Raw genomic sequence first — 18,939 nt, 5'->3', positions numbered from 1 at the left:
GTCAGTCCTCCCGCAGCACGTAACCCACGCCGCGCACCGTGTGGATCAGCTGCGGGGCGCCGGGCTCGTCGAGCTTGCGGCGCAGGTAGCCGACGTAGACGGCGAGGTTCTTGGAGCCGGGGCCGAAGTCGTAGCCCCAGATCCGGTCGTAGATCGTGGAGTGGTCGAGGACGATGCCCGCGTTGCGCACGAGCAGTTCCAGCAGCTCGAACTCGGTGCGGGTGAGTTCCAGCTCGCGCCCGCCGCGCCAGGCCCGGCGGGCCTGGGGGTCCATGCGGATGCCTGCGGCCTCGATGTGCCGCTCGGACAGCTGCGGCTCCTCGCGGGTCAGCGCGGGGGCGGGGGCGGGCGTGTCGGGGCTGGTGCGGCGCAGCAGGGCGCGCAGGCGGGCGAAGACCTCCTCGACGTCGAACGGCTTGACGACGTAGTCGTCGGCGCCGGCGTCGAGCCCGGCGATCCGGTCGGCGGTCTCCACCAGCGCGGTCAGCATGAGGATGGGCGTGCGGTCGCCCTCGGCCCGCAGCACCCGGCAGACCTGGAGTCCGTCGATGCCGGGCATCATCACGTCCAGGACGAGCACGTCCGGCGGCGAGGTGTGGGCCTGCGCGAGCGCCTCCACGCCGTCGGCGACCGCCGTCACCTGGTAGCCCTCCAGGGTGAGGGCGCGTTCCAGGGCGTGGCGGATGGCGCGGTCGTCTTCGGCGAGGAGCACTGTCTGGGGCACCCGACCAGTCTGCCAAGCCCGGGGACGCCCCGGCCGAGCGGGCGGTCCGACGATCACCCTTCTTACTCGGATCTCACCGTCCGGGACCCCTGGCCTGAGACCTCCCTGACCTGCGTCCGACCGGGGTGACGCCCCGGGCGGACGCTCACTGCCCCTCGCGGCGCGGCCCGCCGGGCGGCGGCTCCCGGGTGGAGCCACCCGGACCACCCGGGAGCCCCCGCCCGGGCCGCTGGCCGGGGGCTCCCCGTGGAGCCCCCGGCCCACTCATCCCGTCCGCTCAGCCCGTCGGGCGCAGTGCGGCCAGTTGGGCCTCGAAGGGGACGACGTCGAAGGCGTCCCGCTGGGCCGGGGGCCGGGCCGTGGACGGACCGGCCGTCAGCGCGGCCAGCTCGCCCGCGGCGCGTTCGATCCGCTCCGGCAGGCCCTCCGCGCCCCAGTCCTCGGAGGCGGCGTAGACGCCGGTCGGGACGACGACGGCCCGCAGGTAGGCGAACAGCGGCCGCAGGGCGTGGTCCAGGACCAGGGAGTGCCGGGCGGTGCCGCCGGTCGCGGCGATCAGCACCGGCTTGCCCGCGAGCGCGTCCTGGTCGTGCGCGCCGAGCGCGTCGAAGAAGGACTTGAACAGTCCGCTGTAGGAGGCGGAGAACACGGGCGTGACCACGATCAGCCCGTCCGCCCCGCTCACCGCGTCGAACGCGTCGGACAGCTCTGCGCCCGGGAAGCCGCTGGTGAAGGTGTGGGCGATCGCGACGGCGAGGTCGCGCAGCTCGATCACCCGCACCTCGGCCCCGGTGCGTTCGGCGGTGGCGGCGGCCAGCCGGTCGCCGAGCAGCCGGGTGGAGGAGGGCACGCTCAGCCCCGCGGAGACGACGACGAGCTTCATACGGCGGCCTCCTCGGCGTTCGTGGCGGCGCTCTCCCTGCGGGCGGTCGCGAGCAGTGAGGCGTGGGTCGGCGCCTCGGGCGTGCCGGCCGGGCGGCCCACGGCGAACTCCTTGCGCAGCACCGGCACGACCTCCTCGCCGAGCAGGTCGATCTGCTCCAGCACGGTCTTCAGCGGCAGCCCGGCGTGGTCCATCAGGAACAGCTGGCGCTGGTAGTCGCCGGCGTACTCGCGGAAGGACAGCGTCCTGTCGATGACCTGCTGCGGGGAGCCGACGGTCAGCGGTGTGTCCCGGGTGAACTCCTCGAGGGACGGCCCGTGGCCGTAGACCGGCGCGTTGTCGAAGTAGGGCCGGAACTCGCGCACCGCGTCCTGGGAGTTCCTGCGCATGAACACCTGCCCGCCGAGGCCGACGATCGCCTGCTCGGGCGTGCCGTGCCCGTAGTGGGCGTACCGGTTGCGGTACAGCTCGATCATCCGCTTGGTGTGATCGGCCGGCCAGAAGATGTTGTTGTGGAAGAACCCGTCGCCGTAGTACGCGGCCTGCTCGGCGATCTCCGGGGAGCGGATGGAGCCGTGCCAGACGAACGGCGGTACGCCGTCCAGCGGGCGCGGCGTCGAGGTGAAGCCCTGCAGCGGGGTGCGGAACTTCCCCTCCCAGGCCACCACGTCCTCGCGCCACAGACGGTGCAGCAGGGCGTAGTTCTCGATGGCGAGGTTGATGCCCTGGCGGATGTCCTGCCCGAACCAGGGGTAGACCGGTCCGGTGTTGCCGCGGCCCATCATCAGGTCCACGCGGCCGTCGGCCAGGTGCTGGAGCATCGCGAAGTCCTCGGCGATCTTCACCGGGTCGTTGGTGGTGATCAGCGTCGTGGACGTGGAGAGGATCAGCCGCTCCGTCCGCGCGGCGATGTAACCGAGCATGGTCGTCGGGGACGAGGGCACGAACGGCGGGTTGTGGTGCTCCCCGGTGGCGAACACGTCGAGCCCGGCCTCCTCGGCCTTCAGCGCGATCGCGACCATGGCCTTGATGCGCTCGCGTTCGGTCGGCGTCCGGCCGGTGGTGGGGTCCGGCGTGACGTCGCCCACGCTGAAGATACCGAACTGCATGGTCGCTCACCCTCCAGTTAGTTGATTGTTGAACTATACCGCCCAACGACCACCCCGCCTCCCGTATTCCGCCCACCGGCGCACGCGGGCCGTACGTCGAGCCCCGGGGCCCCGGCCTACGGATCACCGCAGCGCCGGGGGCTCGGCCTTCGGACCATCCGCGGCGCCACGCCCCGGCCGTCGCGTCACGCGCGGCGCCAGGCCCCGGCCTTCGCGTCACGCTGGGCGCCACGCCCCGGCCTTCGCGGGCGGACGCACCGCCTAGCCGTGCAGTGCGCGGTAGGCGGCGACCGCTCCGGGGTGCAGCGGGACGGCTCCGGTGGAGATCAGGCTGCGGGCGTCGAGGAACTGGGTGCCGAGCGCCGCTGCGGGGACGAGACGGGCCGCCCTGCGGACCAGTACCCGGGTGAGGGCCGCCGCGGCGGACGCCGGCAGGCCGGGACGGCACAGCAGAAGGTTCGCCACGCCCAGGGTGGCCACCTCGGGTGTTCCCCGGTACGCGCCCGACGGCACCGTCACCGCTTCCAGGGCGGAGCCCGCCTGCCCGGCGCGCAGCCGGGGCAGCAGGCCGGCCAGCGGCAGCAGGCGGATCCCCGGCCGGACGTCCAGCGCGGACAGCACCGGCAGCGGTACGCCCCCCGCCACCAGCAGGGCGTCGATGGCGCCCGCCCCCATCGCCCGCGCCGCCTGCGGCATCAGCAGATGGCGGACCGCCACGTCGGTGCCCGGGGTCAGGCCGGCGGCCCGCAGCAGCCGGTGGCCGAGCACCGCGCCCCCGGAGCCGGGCGCGCCCAGGGAGACGGTGCGCCCCGCCAGGTCGGTGACGGTGCGGATCGGTGCGTCGGCGCGCACGGCCAGCTGGATGTAGTTCTCGTAGACCCGGCCGATCGCGCGCAGCGGAACCCGGCGGCCGAAGGGTGCCGAGCCGCCGTACGCGGCCCACGCGATGTCGGCCAGGGCGAGCGCCGCCTCGGCCCGGCCCGCCTGGAGCAGCCCGACGTTGGCCACGCTGCCCTCGCTGTTGATCACCCGGCAGGACAGCCCGGGGTTCGCCGCCTCCACCTGGGCGGCGAGCAGCCGGCCGAAGGCCGCGTAGAAACCGTCGGGCTCGCCGGTCGCGATCCGCAGGACGCCCCGCGGGCCGCGGTCCGCGTGCCGTGCGTCGGCTGTCGCGCTTCCCGCGACCAGGCCGGCGCACGCCGCGCCGAGGGCCGCCCGCAGGGCGGTGCGGCGGGCGGGAGGGCGGGCGGTACGGCGGGCGGGGCCGGTGAGGGGGCCGGGCAGGCCGGGCGCCGGCGGGCCCGTCATACTTCGTACCCCTTCGGCAGGACGACCCTGACCCGCAGGCCGTGCGGCTCGGCCGCCGCGAACTCGACCCGCCCGCCGCGCCCCGCCACCAGCTGTTCGGCGATCGCCAGGCCCAGACCGCTGCCACGTACGCCGCGGTGGCGCTCCGAGCGCCAGAACCGGGTGCCCGCGCAGGTGAGTTCGCCGGGGGCGAGCCCCGGCCCGTCGTCGCGGACCTCGACCACCGCGTCCGGGCCCTCGGTGAGGCAGCGCGTCTCGATCCGGGCGCCGTTCCCGGCGTACTTGATCGCGTTGTCCAGGAGGATGTCGGCCACCTGGGCCAGTTCGCTGTCCGCGCAGGCCGTCAGGACCGTGGGGCCGGGGACGAACCTCAGGCGCGCTCCGGCTCGTTCGGCCACCGGCTGCCACCACTGGCACTGGGCGGCGACGACCGCCGTCGCGTCGCAGCACGCACCGCGCCCGGCCGTGACGGACAGCTCGCCGGCGCGGTGTTCGGCGTTCGCCAGGGTCAGCAGGTCGTCGAGGAGTTCCTCCATGCGTTCGAGTTCCGAGGTCACGCCGGTGTAGGTGCGGGTGGCGGAGGCGGGCAGGCGGGACTGGAGGGAGTCGATGCGCAGCCGCAGCGCGGCGAGGGGGTTGCGCAGCTGGTGCGAGGTGTCGGCCACCAGGCGCCGCTGCTGCTCCAGGGCGGTGGTCACCGCGTCGGCCATGCGGTGGAACCCGGTGGCGAGCTGGCGCAGTTCGGGCGGCCCCCCGACCTGGAGGTGTCCCGCCGCGATCCCGGCCGGGAGCCCGGCCGCCAGCATGGCCACCGCGCGGTCGAGGCGGTGCAGGGGGCGTACGACCCAGCGGGTGGCCGTCCTCGCCAGGACCACACAGGCCACGGCGAACAGGCCCGCGCCCGCGAGGACCAGCGCCCAGCGCAGGGTGATGTCGTCGGCTGCGGCCCGTACCGAGGCCCGCAGCACCACGGCACCGGACACCCGGGTGCCGGTGCCCGCCGGACGGGCGAGCAGCTCGGCACGGCGGGACCAGGGGCGCAGGGTGCCCCCGGGCGAGACCCGCTGGTTGCGCAGCGCCGCGTCGATCAGCCGGGCCACGGCCGGGTCGGCCGCGCGCAGGCCGCCCGTCTGCACGACCGGGACGCGGCGGGCGTCGACCACCACGACCGCCTCGCCGTACAGCTCGGTGTACCGGGTCACCTCGGCGGCCAGCGCACCTGTGTCGCCGCTCTCGGCGGCCTGCTCGGCGAGTGCGGCGAAGCGGTCGAGGTCACCGGAGCGGGCCGCGAGGAGCTGCTGGGTGCGCTGGGACGCGGTGACGCCCAGCAGGGGTACGGCGAAACCGGCCACCGCGAGCACGACGAAGGCCAGGACGACGGTCAGGACGCGGGTACGCATACGGGTCGCCGCCGGCTCAGCCGCCGAACCGGTAGCCGAAGCCGCGGATCGTGGTCAGCGCCTCGGGGCGGCCGAGCTTGGCCCGCAGCTGGGTGAGGTGGACGTCGAGCGAGCGGGACACCGCCAGATACGCGTCGCCCCACACCTCGTCCATCAGCTGCTGGCGGCTGACGGCCGTGCCCGCCCGCGCCGCCAGCACCGCGAGGACCTCGAACTCCTTCGTGGTGAGCCGGACTTCGGCGCCGGCGACCAGGACCCGGCGCGCGTCGAGGTCCACCTCGACGTCACCGGCGCGGACCGTGCGCGGCTGTTCCGGGGCGGCGGGCGTCGCGGCACGCCGGGTGACCGCCTCGATCCGGGCCAGCAGCTCGGCCAGCCGTACCGGCTTGACCAGGTAGTCGTCGGCGCCCAGGCGCAGGCCCCGCACCACCGACCGTTCGTCGCCGCGCGCGGTGAGGACCACCACCGGAAGGCCGCTCACCGCGCGCAGCTTGCGCAGCACCTCCAGGCCGTCGAGGTCGGGCAGGCCGAGGTCGAGCAGCAGCAGGTCGGCCCGGCGGTGCCGGGTCAGGACCTCCTCGCCGCGCCGCACCCGGGTCGGCAGGTGACCGTGCTCGTACAGGGCCTCGGTGAGCGCGGCGGCCACACCGTCGTCGTCCTCGGCCAGCAGTACGCGCACGGTCGCCTCCCTCACCTCGGGTCCCGGGACTCCGTCTCCAGCGGCGATCCGTCCGACGTCTCGCGCATCCGAATGTAGACGAGCAGCGAGACCAGCACGCAGGCGGTGACGTAGGAGAAGTACCAGCTCTCGTGGCCGGCGTTCTTGAACCACAGGGCGACGTATTCCGCGGTCCCGCCGAACAGGGCCACGGTCAGCGCGTAGGGCAGGCCGACCCCCAGGGCGCGGATCGAGACCGGGAACAGCTCGGCCTTCACCACCGCGCTGATCGACGTGTACAGCGAGCTGACGGCCAGCGGCACGACCATGAGCAGGAACGCGTACACCGGGTCGTCGGTGTGCGACAGCAGGGTGAGCGAGGGCACCGTCACGGCGGTGCCGAGCACGCCGAACGCGATCAGCATCGGGCGCCGCCCCAGCCGGTCGGAGAGCAGGCCCATGACCGGCTGCAGGACGACGAACACGATCAGCGCGAAGAAGTTGATCCAGGCCGCCGTCGGCTTGGCGATGCCGCTGGTGTTGACCATGAACTTCTGCAGGTAGGTGGTGTACGTGTAGAAGAAGAGGGTGCCGCCCATGGTCAGCCCGACGACGACCAGGCACTGCCGCGGGTAGTTCAGCAGCAGCCGCACGCTGCCGCGCGCCGGTCCGTCGCCCGCTCCGGCCGCGGCCCGCTCGTAGCTCTCCGACTCGTCCATGCCGCGCCGCAGCCACAGGACCACGAGCGCCCCCGCGGCACCGGCCACGAACGCGATCCGCCAGCCCCACGCCTCCATCTGCGCGGAGGTGAGGACCTGTTGCAGGATGATCTGGAGGCCGAGCGCGGTGAGCTGGCCGGCGATGAGGGTGACGTACTGGAAGCTGGAGTAGTAGCCGCGGCGGCCGGGCGAGGCCACCTCGGACATGTAGGTGGCCGAGGTCGAGTACTCGCCGCCCACCGAGAGGCCCTGGAGCAGCCGCGCGGTCACCAGCAGCACCGGCGCGGCGACCCCGATCGAGCCGTACGACGGGGTCAGCGCCACGATCAGCGAACCGGCCGCCATGAGCGTCACCGACAACGTCAGTGCCGCGCGCCTGCCCCGGCGATCGGCGTAGCGGCCGAGGAGCCAGCCGCCGATCGGCCGCATCAGGAACCCGACGGCGAACACCGCGGCGGTGTTGAGCAGTTGGGCGGTCTGGTCGCCGGAGGGGAAGAACGTCGCGGCGAAGTAGACGCTGAACGCGGTGTACGCGTACCAGTCGTACCACTCGATCAGGTTGCCGATCGATCCGCGCAGGATGTTGCTGACGACCCTGCGTTCACCGCGGCGCGGGTCGCGCACGCGCTCGGTCGTGGGCTGTGTGGCCATCGGAACTCCCTTGTCTGCGGCCCGGGAGACACAGAGTCGACGGCGGGGAGAGGGCCGCTCAACATCGGGAACGAAGTCCTAACAGTCCCTTAGGGCGCACGGTCGCGGGGGCGGCCCAGGCGGCAGTGGGGCCCGTGCCGCTACGGCACCAGCACCAGGCGCCCGCGCACCCCGCCCTGGGCGAGCCGGGCGTGCGCCTTGGCCGCGTCGTCCAGCGCGAACGTCTCGGCCACCCGCAGGGTCAGCACCCCCTCGTCCACCAGCCGCACCAGCTCCGCCAGCCGCGCCCCGTCGGCGCTCACCTCGACCGCCGCGGTGCGCACCCCGCGCACGGAGGCGGGCTGGGCCTGCGGGATCACCCCGGTGTACGCACCGCCGTCCCGCACCCACGCCAGTGCCGTCTCGCCGAGAACCGCCGCGTCCAGCACCGCGTCGAACGCGCCCGCCCGGGCGGTGGTGGCGTGTGCGGCGCCCAGCGAGCGCACCAGCTCCGCGTCGCTCTCCCGGGCCAGCCCCGTCACGGTCACCCCCCGGTGCGCTGCGAGCTGCACGGCGTACCCGCCGACCGCCCCGGCGGCGCCCGTCACCAGCAGCGTGTCCCCCGGCGTCAACCGCAGACCGTCCAGGGCCTGTACGGCCGTCAGCCCGTTCAGCGGCAGCGTCGCCGCGTGCACCGCGTCGGCCGTGGCCGGAGCCTTGGCCACCGCGTCGGTGTCGACGACGACGTACTCGGCGTGCGCCCCGAGCGGCTCGGCCATGCCGTAGTCCAGCGCCACGACCGCGTCGCCGGCGTTCCAGGCCGTGGCGACACCGGTCGCGTCGACCGTCCCGGCGACGTCCCAGCCCAGCCCGATCTGCCGGCCGGCACCGCCGAACGCGCCGGCGCGCACCCCCGCGTCGACGGGGTTCAGCGCACTGGCGGCGACCTTGATCCGCACCTGCCGCGCGCCCGGTTCCGGCAGGGCCGTCTCCACGACCTCCACGGCCTCGGGTCCGCCGAAGGTCCTCACCACTGCTGCACGCATCTCAACTCTCCTTGTCGTCCCGCTACTTGCTTCGCCTGGCTTGCGATGTGGACAACCGTAAAGAGAGCTACTATCCAATGGGAAGTAGTTACCTGAAGGTGCCTACCGCACCGGGAGGAGAGCCATGGCGACGACCACCGCGGCCCAGCGCCGCGAACAGGCCCGCTTCGAGTACGACGCCTTCCTGCGCGAATGCCCCACCAACCAGCTCCTCGGCCGGCTCAGCGACAAGTGGGTCAGCCTGGTCGTCGCCGCCCTGTCGGCCGGGCCCATGCGCTACAGCGACCTCAGCCGCAAGATCGCCGGCGTGAGCCCGAAGATGCTCACCCAGACCGTGCGCGCCCTCGAACGCGACGGCATCGTCAGCCGTGCCGTCACCCCCTCCGTGCCGGTCCGCGTCGACTACGCGCTGACGCCGCTCGGCAGCAGCCTCGCCTGCCTGCTGACGGCCGTGAAGGACTGGGCGGAGACCCACTTCGACGAGGTGCACAGGGCCCGCGAGCGCTACGACGCGGAGAACGGCGGGCGGCCGGAGAAGTGAGCCGTCGCCGTGTTACACGGTGGTGACGGTTCCCGCATCGATCAAGGTCATGTGATCAGCAGACTTGAGGCATCGCACAGCGCAGGGGCCGAAACCGGGGGGCCGGACGGAAGAACCGCGCGGGGCGATCTCCTTGCCTTCACCGCTCTTGCCGTCCCTGGGGGGATCACCATGTCTGCTGTGTTCTCGCGCCACCGCGTCGCACTCCGCGCCGCCGTCGCCACCGCCGCTCTCGCCGGCGCCCTGCTCACGCCGGCCGTCGCCTTCGCCGCCGACGGCCAGGGCGGGACCACCGCGCACTGCACCGCGACGACGACCGTCCCCTCCGCGTTCGGCGGCTGGACGGTCGACCTGACCAACAGCCTCTCGGCCGGCCCGAAGGCCGTGCTCAAGGACGACAAGGGCAAGGCGGTGTCCACCGTGGACCGCGCCCACCCCGAGGACCTGGCCAACGGCCTCAAGATCAAGAACGCGGACTCCACCAGTCCGCTCTTCCTCGACCGCTCCCAGGGCGACCCGGCGCCGTGGCGCGAGAGGCCGTTCCCGGCCCTGCCGCAGGACTGCGTGCAGACGGGGACGGGGTCCGGGTCCGGCACGGGGACGGGTTCCGGGTCCGGCACGGGTTCCGGCACGGGGACGGGTTCCGGGACGGGCACGGGTTCCGGCACGGGGACGGGTTCCGGGACGGGGACGGGTTCCGGCGTCCCCGCCGGCACCGGCCCGATCACCGTCCTCGGCAAGTGCACCGTGATGCAGACGATCCCCTCCCGCTTCGGCGGCTGGACGGTCGACCTGACCAACAGCCTCTCGGCCGGCCCGAAGGCCGTCCTGAAGGACGGCAAGGGCAAGGCGGTGTCCACCGTGGACCGCAACCACCTCGAGGACACCGTCAACGGTCTGAAGATCAAGAACGCCTTCAGCACCAGCCCGGTCTTCCTCGACAACAACCAGGGCGGCGACGCCCCCTGGCGCGAGACGCCCTTCCCCAAGCTCCCCAAGAAGTGCCTGAACCCGGGCACCGGCACCGGCACGGACAAGGGCACCTCGAAGCACGCGGGCAGCGGCACCACGCAGAACACCGGCACCACCCAGACCACCACCCAGACCAAGGTCGTCCCGGCCGGCGGTGTGGCCGCGGGTGCCGAGGGCACCGGCGGTGAGCAGAACACCGCGATGCTGACCGGCGGCGTCGCCGTGGCCGCGGCCGGCGTGATCGGCCTCGGTTACGTGGTCCGTCGCCGCCGCACCGGCGCGGGCGTCTGATCCCCCGTCACCACCGCACTCCTGGCGGGCCGCCGATCGTCACCGGCGGCCCGCCGTCCGCGTCTCCCCCGGCGCGATCCGAGAACGTCCCGAGGAACCCGATGAACGCGCCCACCGGCCAGGACGCCCCGCCCCCGCCCTCCCGCCACCGCCTGCGCTGGATCACGCTCACGGCGGCGGTCGCGCTGTCCGCCGGTGGCTGGATGACGGTCACCGCACTCAACGCCGACGCCCCGGCACCGGCCGCGCACGGTCCGGCCGCCAACATCACCGCCTCCACCCCGCCGCCGGCGACGCCCACAACGCCCACCCCGGCCGCGTCCACGCCCGCACCGGGACCGCTCCCCGCCGCCGAACCCGTGCGGGTCCGCATCCCGGCCGCCGGCGTCGACACCTCGCCCGTCCTCGAACTCGGCCTGGCCGCCGACGGAACCGTCCAGGTGCCCTCCGTCGCCCAGGCGGACCGCATCGGCTGGTACCGGGAGGGCGTCACCCCCGGCCAGAGGGGACCGGCCGTCCTCATCGGCCACTTCGACACGGTCAAGGGCCCCGCGGTCCTGAAGGACGTGGCGCGGGTGCGTCCCGGCGACACCATCACCGTCGACCGCGCCGACGGCTCCACCGCCGTCTTCGCCGTCCGCTCCCTGCAACAGGTGGACAAGAGACACTTCCCCACCCAGCGGGTGTACGGCGACACCACCCGCCCCGAACTGCGCGTCATCACCTGCGGCGGCGACCTGCGCGCAGGTCACCGCCCGGACAACATCATCCTGTACGCCGACCTGGTCCGGACGTCCGCGCGCTGAGCCGTGCGGCGGCTACACGTCCCCGGCCCGCAACCGCGCCACCTGCTCCGCGCCGAACCGCGTCGTACGGCGCATGTGGTCGACGATGACGCCGAGCTGCGACTCGTCCAGATCGTCGAAGAGGGCGTACCAGCCGCCCCCGAGCCGGTCCCACATGCGGCCGAACTCGGCGATGCGCTCCGGCACGGTCACCACCAGCACCTTGCGCCGGTCCGTCGCGTCCCGCTCCCGGCGCACATAGCCGGCCTTCTCCAGCCGGTCCACCAGCCGGGTCGCCGACCCGGTCGTCAGCCCCGTCAGCTCCGCGATCCGGCCCGTGGTCACGGGCCCCTCCTCCAGCGCGAGGAGGTTCAGGCACTGCACATCCGTGGGATGCAGCCGCAGGTGGTCGGCGACGGCCTGGTTGAACAACGCGTACGACGCCATGTACCGCCGGGACACGCCCGACAGTTCCTCCAGCAGCCGCGCCCGCCCGTCCCGCGCCATCCGCCGCACCCCTTCGCTTGCGTGATGCAGAAAGCGTACGACGCAGCGACGGTGCGCCGGGCCCCCGGCGCGGACCGGACCCCGGCCGTCAGGACCGGGACCCGGGCCGTCAGAACGAGTACGCGTCCCCGGTGTCCAGCACGAGCACCTGGTAGCTGTCGTTGGCCCGGTTGTGGTCCGGGACACCGCCGCGCCACACCGTGCCGAGCTCCAGCCGCACCTGAGCCGGCCGGCCGCGAAGCCGCAGGTCGAGGTCGATCCGCTCGCCCACCTCGCCCGCGGTGAGCGCGCCCGTGCGGCACACCAGGTCGCGCTCGGCGGTGCGCACGCACCCGCCCGGCAGCCGCTGCCCGCTGTCGGCGAGCGGCACCGACCAGCGCAGCCGCACGGCCGCCTCCGGCACCGCCGCCGGACCGAGGTTCCGCGGCGTCAGCTCGACATGGACCCGGCCCCCGCCGAGCACCACCGACCCGTGATACACGAGGTCCGCCTCCCGACCCGCCTCCCGCACCCCCTGCCCGGCCTGCGGCCCGTCCTCCGGCACCGCCTGGCGCACCCCCTGCCCGTCCTCCGGCCCGGTCAGTGCGACCGCGGCACCCGCCGGCCCGCCCACCGCGACCGCACCGAGCGCCGCCAGTGCCGTACCCCACATCGCAAGCCCACGCACGCCACCCACTCCTCACCCGACCGTCCGGCACATCGCTGCCATGTATCCCCCACCGGCCCCGCCCCAGGCGCCGTCCAGCGGGTGACACCACCCGCGCCCCACGCCATCCCGCACTCCGGTCCCGGCGTCCGCTCCACCGCGCGGCCCGCGCGGACGCCCACCCGCCCCACGCGCCCCACGCGCCCCACTCGCCCCACAGAGGGCACCCCGCCCGGTCCCGGCCCCCGCCCAGGGCCGTGTGCCAAGCTGCGCGCATGCTCATCGTCCGGTCCGCCGCCCTCTTCGTCCTCGCCGCGATCCTGGAGATCGGTGGCGCCTGGCTGGTCTGGCAGGGCGTGCGCGAGCACCGCGGCTGGTGGTGGGCCGCCGGCGGGGTCCTCGCCCTCGGCGCGTACGGGTTCGTCGCCACCTTCCAGCCCGACGCCCACTTCGGCCGGGTCCTCGCCGCCTACGGCGGGATCTTCGTCGCCGGTTCCCTGCTGTGGGGCGCCGTCGCGGACGGCTACCGGCCCGACCGCTGGGACGTGGCCGGCGCCCTCGTCTGCCTGGCCGGCATGGCGCTGATCATGTGGGCGCCGCGCGGCAACGGCTGACCGTGCCCGCCCGTACGCCGGCGCCGCCGCCTATCCTGGGCCGGACCAGCGCACAGACGTCCGAGGAGCAGCCCATGGCCACCGCCGTACCGTCCGCCGCCTCCCGCATCGCCGTCGTCACCGGGGCGAGCAGCGGCATCGGCGCCGCCACGGCCCGCCGGCTGGCCGCCGCCGGCTACCGCGTCGTCCTCACCGCCCGCCGCAAGGACCGCATCGAGGCGATCGCCGAGGAGATCAACGCCGCCGGGCACTCCGCGACGGCGTACCCGCTGGACGTCACGGACCGCGCCGCCGTCGACGAGTTCGCGAGCGCGTTCAAGACGATCGGCGTGCTGGTGAACAACGCCGGCGGCGCCCTCGGCGCCGACCCGGTCGCCACCGGCGACCCGGACGACTGGCGCACGATGTTCGAGACGAACGTGATCGGCACCCTCAACCTCACCCAGGCCCTGCTGCCCAAGCTGGAGGCGAGCGGTGACGGCACGGTCGTCGTCGTGTCCTCCACCGCCGGGCTCGGCACCTATGAGGGCGGCGCCGGTTACGTCGCCGCCAAGCACGGTGAGCACGTCCTCGCCGAGACGCTGCGCCTGGAGATCGTCGGCAAGCCGGTCCGCGTCATCGAGGTCGCCCCCGGCATGGTCAAGACCGACGAGTTCGCCCTCACCCGCTTCGGCGGCGACCGGGAGCGGGCGGAGAAGGTCTACCAGGGCGTCGCCGAGCCGCTGACCGCCGACGACGTCGCCGAGACCATCACCTGGACCGTCACCCGCCCCAGCCACGTCAACATCGACCTGCTGGTGGTCCGTCCGCGCGCGCAGGCGTCGAACACCAAGGTGCACCGGGAAGGCTGATGGCCGACGACGAGAAGGAGCTGTCGCCGGAGCAGCGCCGGCTGGCCCAGGAGACGAAGGACGAACGCCAGGTGTGGATCTTCCTGGCGTACTTCCTCTTCGGCATCCACATCGTGGCGTTCGTCATGATCTACGCCGTCCGGCACGCCAAGTAGGGCTCAATAGGCGGGTGGACCGACACATACCCTTCGACGCCCTGCGCAACTTCCGCGATCTGGGCGGCTATCCGACCCCGGACGGCACTCACCGCGTCCGCCCCGGCCGTCTCTACCGCTCCGACTCCCTCGGCAAGCTCGCCGAGGGAACCGCGGACTGGGACCGCTTCCTGTCCCTCGGCGTCGGCACCGTCATCGACCTGCGCTATCCGTGGGAGATCGAGCGCACCGGCCGCGTCCCCGAGCACCCCTCGCTCACCTACCGCAACCTGAGCATCGAGCACCGCCCGTACGACCAGGCCGCGTTGACCGCCGACATCGACCCTGGCCCCTATCTGGCCGAACGGTTCATGGAGGTGGCGGAGGACGGCGTGAAGGAGATCCGCGAGGCTCTGGAGACCATCGCGGACTCGGCCCGGCGCGACACCCCGGTCGTCTTCCACTGCGCCTCCGGCAAGGACCGCACCGGTGAGATCGCCGCCCTCGTCCTCGCCCTCCTCGGCATCGACGAGCCGACGATCGTCGAGGACTTCAGCCTCACGGAACTGGCCACCGGGGCCCTGCTCGCGGACTGGCGCACCCGCAACGGCGGCGCGTCCCCCGCCTGGCCCGGCTACGGCCGCGCCCCCGCCGCGGTCATGCGCCTGTTCCTGACCGCCCTGAAGGAGCGGTACGGCAGCGTCGAGGCGTACGTCGGCCAGGCCCTCGGCATGGACGCGGCGGCCCTCGCGGCGACCCTGCGCGACGCCCTGCTGGAGCCCCGCCCCACGGCCTGGCCCGCGCTGACGTTCCGCGAGGCCACCGAGGCGGACGCCCCGCTGCTGGTCCGCCTGCGCGACAGCGCGGCCCTGTGGCAGCTGGCGCGCGGCATCGACCAGTGGAAGCCGGGCGAGAAGGACGAGGCCCACTTCGTGCGCCGGATGCACGAGGGCGAGGTCTGGCTGGCGTACGCCGGCACCGCCCTCGTCGGCGCCTGGGAACTCTGGTGGACCGACGAGGCGGCCTGGGGCCCCCGCCCCGCCGACGCCGGCTACATCCACCGCCTGATGACCGTGCCGCACACGGCCCCGCCCGGCGCGGGCCGGGCCATGCTGGCGGAGGCGGAGTCCCGCATCACGGCGAAGGGCCGCCCCCACGCCCGCCTCGACTGCCTCTCCACCAACCCCCGCCTGCGCGCCTACTACGAGTCGGCGGGTTACCGGGTCGTCGGCGAACAGCCCGCGAAGACGGACGGCGGCGGCAGCCCGTACGCGGTGACCCTGATGGAGAAGCGGCTCAGCCCTTGACGCAGACGACCTGCTTCAGCTTCGCCACGACCTCGACGAGGTCCCGCTGCTGGTCGATGACCTGGTCGATCGGCTTGTAGGCACCCGGGATCTCGTCGACGACGCCGGAGTCCTTGCGGCACTCCACGCCCTGGGTCTGCTCCTCCAGGTCCTTGGTCGTGAAGCGCCGCTTGGCCGCGTTGCGGCTCATCCGGCGTCCCGCGCCGTGCGAGGCGGAGTTGAAGGACTTGTCGTTGCCGAGGCCCTTCACGATGTACGACCCCGTGCCCATCGAGCCGGGGATGATCCCGTAGTCGCCGGAGCCGGCCCGGATCGCGCCCTTGCGGGTCACCAGCAGGTCCATGCCGTCGTACCGCTCCTCCGCCACGTAGTTGTGGTGACAGGAGATCTCCTGTTCGAAGGCCGGCTTCGCCTTCTTGAACTCCTTGCGGATCACGTCCTTCAGGAGCGCCATCATGATCGTGCGGTTGTACTTGGCGTACTCCTGCGCCCAGAACAGGTCGTTGCGGTACGCCGCCATCTGCGGGGTGTCCGCGACGAAGACCGCCAGGTCGCGGTCGACCAGGCCCTGGTTGTGCGGGAGCTTCTGGGCCACTCCGATGTGGTGCTCGGCCAGTTCCTTGCCGATGTTGCGGGAGCCGGAGTGCAGCATGAGCCAGACGGAACCGGTCGTATCGGTGCATACTTCAACGAAATGGTTGCCCGATCCGAGCGTTCCCATCTGCTTCGTGGCGCGCTCCGCACGGAACTTGACCGCCTCGGCGACACCACCGAACCGCCCCCAGAAGTCGTCCCAGCCGGCGGTCGCCAGGCCGTGGAACCGTCCCGGGTCGACGGGGTCGTCGTGCATGCCGCGCCCCACCGGGATCGCCTGCTCGATCTTCGAGCGCAGGCGTGACAGGTCGCCCGGCAGGTCGTTCGCCGTCAGTGACGTCCGCACCGCCGACATCCCGCAGCCGATGTCCACGCCGACCGCCGCCGGGCACACCGCGCCCTGCATCGCGATGACCGAGCCGACCGTCGCGCCCTTGCCGTAGTGGACGTCGGGCATGACGGCCAGGCCCTTGATCCAGGGCAGGGTCGCCACGTTGCGCAGCTGCTGCAGCGCCACGTCCTCGACCGTCGCCGGATCCGTCCACAGACGGATCGGCACCTTGGCGCCCGGCATCTCCACGTACGACATCTCTACTTCCTCATTCCCCCGGAAAACAGAACAAAAGACCTGTATCGCAAAAACCGGAGCCAAGGTCGATGAAAGAGACAACGGACCGGCATCCACGGTCGTGCGTGCGATACACATGGTGCGCAGGGGGCGCCCCCGTGCGGCAAGCGAATAACCAGCGCGGACACGATCGTCCGCGCACCGTCGAGAGGAGCCTCACCCGTGCAGCGCAAGGCGTTCGTACCCGGCACCGTCGCCCTTCTCGCGGCGCTGCTGGCCGCCTGCACCAGCGGCTCCGACGAGGGCGGCCGCACCGACAACTCCAACCCCGGCGCGGCCGGCTCGGCCACCGCGGTCGCCGAGCCCGGCAAGTACCGCACGCTGCCCCAGCCGTGCGGTGTGGTCGGCCACGACACGCTCGACGCGCTGCTGCCCGGCATCCGGGAGATCGCCGACGAGGTGCAGCGACAGAAGGCCTACCAGGGCGAGGCGGAGCTGACCTACAGCACCGACCGCAAGGTCGGCTGCCGCTGGAAGGTGGAGTCCGCGGCCGCCACCGACCATCTCTCCGTGGACTTCGAGCGGGTCGTCTCCTACGACAGCGCCGTCAGCGACGACGCCCAGGCCGAGCAGCTCTTCGCGCGCCTGCAGACGGCGGCCGACCTGCCGGCGCCGAGCACCTCGGCCACCGCGGACTTCGACACCGCGAGCCCGTCCGGGACGCCGTCCACGACAGCGCCGTCCACCGCGCCCTCCGCGTCGCCGTCCGGTACGCCGTCCGGGGCCGCCTCCGGCTCCGTCTCCCCCTCGCCGTCGGCCTCCGCCACCACCGATCTGCAGCCCCGCACCCTGGACGACGTCGGCGACGAGGCGTTCCTCGACGACCAGCTGGGCGGCCCCGGTTCGACGGCCAAGCAGCGCACGGTGACTGTGGCGTTCCGCACGTCGAACGTCATCGTGACCATCCGGTACGAGGAGCAGCCGACGTCCGTCACGGCGGTCCCGGACAGCAAGGAAATGCAGGACAGGGCCCGGAAACTGGCGGCGCAGCTGGACGATTCGCTGTCCGGCTGACCCGCCCCGCGCTCCCCGCCGCGCGTGTCCGGGGAGCGGACGAAGCACGGCCGCGTGGCGTCGGCACCGCGTACCGTGGCCCCTCGGACCCGTTCCGACCGCAGGAACCACGAGCCACATGAGTGAAGGAACCATGCAGCGACGAGCCCAGCGTGACGACCAGCCCGAGATGCGTACGAAGCGCCCGCAGCGCGCGGCGCGGCTGAACCGCGTCCTTGTCTGCGCGGCCGCCGTCCCCGTGATGCTGGTGGCCGCCGGGTGCTCCTCCTCGGACTCCGGCTCCGACGACCAGGCCAAGGCCGGCTCCGGCGCGAGCGCGAGCAGCTCGTCGTCGTCGGCGAGCGCGTCGCCGACCGTGCAGGCGGCGGCGTACGCCAAGCTGCCGCAGGCGTGCGGGGTGTTGTCGAACAAGACGCTCCAGGACCTGGTGCCCAAGGGCACCAAGGGCAAGGAGGGCAGCTCCGGCGACCTCGCCACGCGGGCCAGTTGCTCCTGGAACAGCCTGGACAACAAGGGCGTGAAGGGCTCGCAGTTCCGCTGGCTCAACGTCTCCCTGCTGCGCTTCGAGTCGGACGTCTCGCGCGGTTCGGGCAACGAGCAGGCCCACGCGTACTTCCTGAAGCAGGTGCAGGAGGCGAAGTCGACGACGGGCGCGAAGAACACCGCGTCGCAGCCGGTCGCGGGGACGGGCGACGAGGCGACGACGGTGCGCTACGACCTGAAGAAGAAGGAGGGCGACTTCAAGCAGCAGACGGTCGTCGCCCGGGTCGAGAACGTGGTCGTCACCCTGGACTACAACGGCGCCGGCCTCGCCGGTGACAAGGCGCCCGACGCCGGCGAGCTGACGAAGGCCGCGGAGCAGGCGGTGAAGGAGGCCGTGGCCTCGGTGTCGTCCGCGAACGGCGACGGCGGCGGCACGGGCGGCGGCAAGGCCCCCGCGTCCCCGTCGGCCCCGTCGGCCTCCGCGTCGAAGCCGGCCTCCCCGTCCGCTTCCGCGTCGAAGTCCGCGTCCCCGTCCGCTTCGGCGGCGAAGAAGGACTGACGGCGAGAAAAGACCGCCGCCTCCGTGCGACGTCAACAGGGCCCGGTTCGGGCCTGTTTGCCGGAGCCCGGCCCTCCGCGGGGCCGGGCTCCGGCGGTACCGGCGCCACGTTCGCCGTACACATGTGCCACCCTGTTGCGCGCAACAGCAGGCAAGGGGAGGGGAGTACGCGTGGCCGCGCCACCGCAGCTGACTCGGATGCACCGGATTCTGATCGGTGTGGTCGTGTCCGGCGCCCTGATCATCGCGGGGATCGGCTTCGCCGGTTCCTACGCCGCCGTGCGGGAACTGGCGATCAAGAAGGGCTTCGGGAACTTCTCCTACGTCTTCCCGATCGGCATCGACGCCGGCATCTGTGTCCTGCTCGCCCTGGACCTGCTGCTGACCTGGATCCGCATCCCCTTCCCGCTGCTGCGCCAGACCGCCTGGCTGCTCACCGCGGCCACCATCGCCTTCAACGGCGCCGCCGCCTGGCCCGACCCCCTCGGCGTCGGCATGCACGCGGTCATCCCCATCCTGTTCGTCGTCTCCGTCGA

General features: G+C 73.3%; 21 protein-coding genes. 10 read left to right on the top strand and 11 right to left on the bottom strand.

All coding sequences use genetic code 11. The features are described 5' to 3' along the window. Position 1: 1 nt before the first annotated feature. The 8 genes from AB0E88_RS31925 to AB0E88_RS31890 form a co-directional block, all read right to left on the bottom strand. Complete coding sequence (locus AB0E88_RS31925) at positions 2-712, bottom strand: response regulator transcription factor (protein ID WP_361637949.1); 711 nt, start codon at positions 710-712, stop codon at positions 2-4. A 289-nt stretch (positions 713-1,001) separates the two neighbouring features. Beyond that, on the bottom strand, positions 1,002-1,607 hold the full coding sequence (locus tag AB0E88_RS31920; RefSeq protein ID WP_361637893.1) for an FMN reductase: 606 nt from the start codon (positions 1,605-1,607) through the stop codon (positions 1,002-1,004). Next, positions 1,604-2,716 carry an LLM class flavin-dependent oxidoreductase gene (locus AB0E88_RS31915; RefSeq protein ID WP_361637891.1) on the bottom strand — a complete coding sequence of 371 codons (1,113 nt, stop codon included), beginning with the start codon at positions 2,714-2,716 and terminating at the stop codon, positions 1,604-1,606. Before AB0E88_RS31915 ends, AB0E88_RS31920 begins: the two co-directional genes overlap by 4 nt. A gap of 261 nt (positions 2,717-2,977) precedes the next feature. Continuing rightward, a complete protein-coding gene (locus AB0E88_RS31910; RefSeq protein ID WP_361637889.1) occupies positions 2,978-4,024 on the bottom strand; it encodes a TAXI family TRAP transporter solute-binding subunit in 1,047 nt (348 codons plus the stop codon). Then, positions 4,021-5,424 (bottom strand): HAMP domain-containing sensor histidine kinase, encoded by a 1,404-nt coding sequence (locus AB0E88_RS31905; RefSeq protein WP_361637888.1) that lies wholly within the window; start codon positions 5,422-5,424, stop codon positions 4,021-4,023. Before AB0E88_RS31905 ends, AB0E88_RS31910 begins: the two co-directional genes overlap by 4 nt. Positions 5,425-5,440: 16 nt before the next feature. Continuing rightward, positions 5,441-6,103: a response regulator transcription factor gene (locus AB0E88_RS31900; protein WP_361637886.1), complete on the bottom strand. Its 663-nt coding sequence runs from the start codon at positions 6,101-6,103 to the stop codon at positions 5,441-5,443. A gap of 11 nt (positions 6,104-6,114) precedes the next feature. After that, a complete protein-coding gene (locus AB0E88_RS31895; protein WP_361637884.1) occupies positions 6,115-7,452 on the bottom strand; it encodes an MFS transporter in 1,338 nt (445 codons plus the stop codon). Between the two features lie 140 nt (positions 7,453-7,592). Continuing rightward, positions 7,593-8,477 carry an NADP-dependent oxidoreductase gene (locus tag AB0E88_RS31890; RefSeq protein ID WP_361637882.1) on the bottom strand — a complete coding sequence of 295 codons (885 nt, stop codon included), beginning with the start codon at positions 8,475-8,477 and terminating at the stop codon, positions 7,593-7,595. A 124-nt stretch (positions 8,478-8,601) separates the two neighbouring features. On the opposite strand from AB0E88_RS31890, the gene AB0E88_RS31885 reads away from it, so the two are divergent. From AB0E88_RS31885 to AB0E88_RS31875, 3 genes are all read left to right on the top strand, one after another. Next, entirely contained in the window at positions 8,602-9,018 is a 417-nt protein-coding gene (locus AB0E88_RS31885; RefSeq protein ID WP_361637880.1) for a helix-turn-helix domain-containing protein, read from the top strand. A 171-nt stretch (positions 9,019-9,189) separates the two neighbouring features. Next, on the top strand, positions 9,190-10,281 hold the full coding sequence (locus AB0E88_RS31880; protein ID WP_361637878.1) for a hypothetical protein: 1,092 nt from the start codon (positions 9,190-9,192) through the stop codon (positions 10,279-10,281). 101 nt (positions 10,282-10,382) lie between these two features. Beyond that, the gene (locus AB0E88_RS31875) at positions 10,383-11,087 is read left to right on the top strand and encodes a class F sortase (RefSeq protein WP_361637876.1); all 705 of its coding nucleotides are present in this window, start codon (positions 10,383-10,385) and stop codon (positions 11,085-11,087) included. A 12-nt stretch (positions 11,088-11,099) separates the two neighbouring features. Here AB0E88_RS31875 and AB0E88_RS31870 read toward each other — a convergent pair whose 3' ends face one another. Next, positions 11,100-11,573 (bottom strand): MarR family transcriptional regulator, encoded by a 474-nt coding sequence (locus AB0E88_RS31870; RefSeq protein ID WP_361637875.1) that lies wholly within the window; start codon positions 11,571-11,573, stop codon positions 11,100-11,102. A 109-nt stretch (positions 11,574-11,682) separates the two neighbouring features. Then, on the bottom strand, positions 11,683-12,240 hold the full coding sequence (locus tag AB0E88_RS31865; protein ID WP_361637873.1) for a hypothetical protein: 558 nt from the start codon (positions 12,238-12,240) through the stop codon (positions 11,683-11,685). 254 nt (positions 12,241-12,494) lie between these two features. Here AB0E88_RS31865 and AB0E88_RS31860 point away from each other — a divergent pair, with 254 nt between their 5' ends. The 4 genes from AB0E88_RS31860 (at position 12,495) to AB0E88_RS31845 (ending at position 15,125) form a co-directional block, all read left to right on the top strand. Beyond that, the gene (locus tag AB0E88_RS31860; RefSeq protein ID WP_361637871.1) at positions 12,495-12,833 is read left to right on the top strand and encodes a YnfA family protein; all 339 of its coding nucleotides are present in this window, start codon (positions 12,495-12,497) and stop codon (positions 12,831-12,833) included. 74 nt (positions 12,834-12,907) lie between these two features. Beyond that, complete coding sequence (locus tag AB0E88_RS31855) at positions 12,908-13,684, top strand: SDR family NAD(P)-dependent oxidoreductase (RefSeq protein WP_361637869.1); 777 nt, start codon at positions 12,908-12,910, stop codon at positions 13,682-13,684. Next, positions 13,684-13,839 (top strand): hypothetical protein, encoded by a 156-nt coding sequence (locus AB0E88_RS31850; RefSeq protein WP_361637867.1) that lies wholly within the window; start codon positions 13,684-13,686, stop codon positions 13,837-13,839. The genes AB0E88_RS31855 and AB0E88_RS31850 overlap by 1 nt, the downstream gene beginning before the upstream one ends. Before the next feature lie 14 nt (positions 13,840-13,853). After that, positions 13,854-15,125, top strand: a complete 1,272-nt coding sequence (locus tag AB0E88_RS31845) for a GNAT family N-acetyltransferase (RefSeq protein ID WP_361637865.1) — start codon at positions 13,854-13,856, stop codon at positions 15,123-15,125. Here the strand turns inward: AB0E88_RS31845 and AB0E88_RS31840 are convergent. Further along, positions 15,115-16,308 carry an RtcB family protein gene (locus tag AB0E88_RS31840; RefSeq protein ID WP_361637863.1) on the bottom strand — a complete coding sequence of 398 codons (1,194 nt, stop codon included), beginning with the start codon at positions 16,306-16,308 and terminating at the stop codon, positions 15,115-15,117. The genes AB0E88_RS31845 and AB0E88_RS31840 overlap by 11 nt on opposite strands. 201 nt (positions 16,309-16,509) lie before the next feature. Between AB0E88_RS31840 and AB0E88_RS31835 the strand changes: the two genes are divergently transcribed. From AB0E88_RS31835 to AB0E88_RS31825, 3 genes are all read left to right on the top strand, one after another. After that, entirely contained in the window at positions 16,510-17,361 is an 852-nt protein-coding gene (locus tag AB0E88_RS31835; RefSeq protein ID WP_361637861.1) for a DUF3558 domain-containing protein, read from the top strand. Positions 17,362-17,479: 118 nt separating this feature from the next. Further along, complete coding sequence (locus tag AB0E88_RS31830; protein ID WP_361637859.1) at positions 17,480-18,403, top strand: DUF3558 family protein; 924 nt, start codon at positions 17,480-17,482, stop codon at positions 18,401-18,403. A gap of 171 nt (positions 18,404-18,574) precedes the next feature. After that, a partial coding sequence (locus AB0E88_RS31825; RefSeq protein WP_361637857.1) for a DUF2637 domain-containing protein occupies positions 18,575-18,939 on the top strand: 365 nt, incomplete at its 3' end.

Origin of the sequence: Streptomyces sp. NPDC028635 (assembly GCF_040637635.1) — a bacterium.
In the GTDB taxonomy this organism is placed as follows: Bacteria; Actinomycetota; Actinomycetes; order Streptomycetales; family Streptomycetaceae; genus Streptomyces.
The sequence above is the reverse complement of the archived record's forward strand: the minus strand, read 5'-3'. Positions and strand labels throughout refer to the sequence as shown.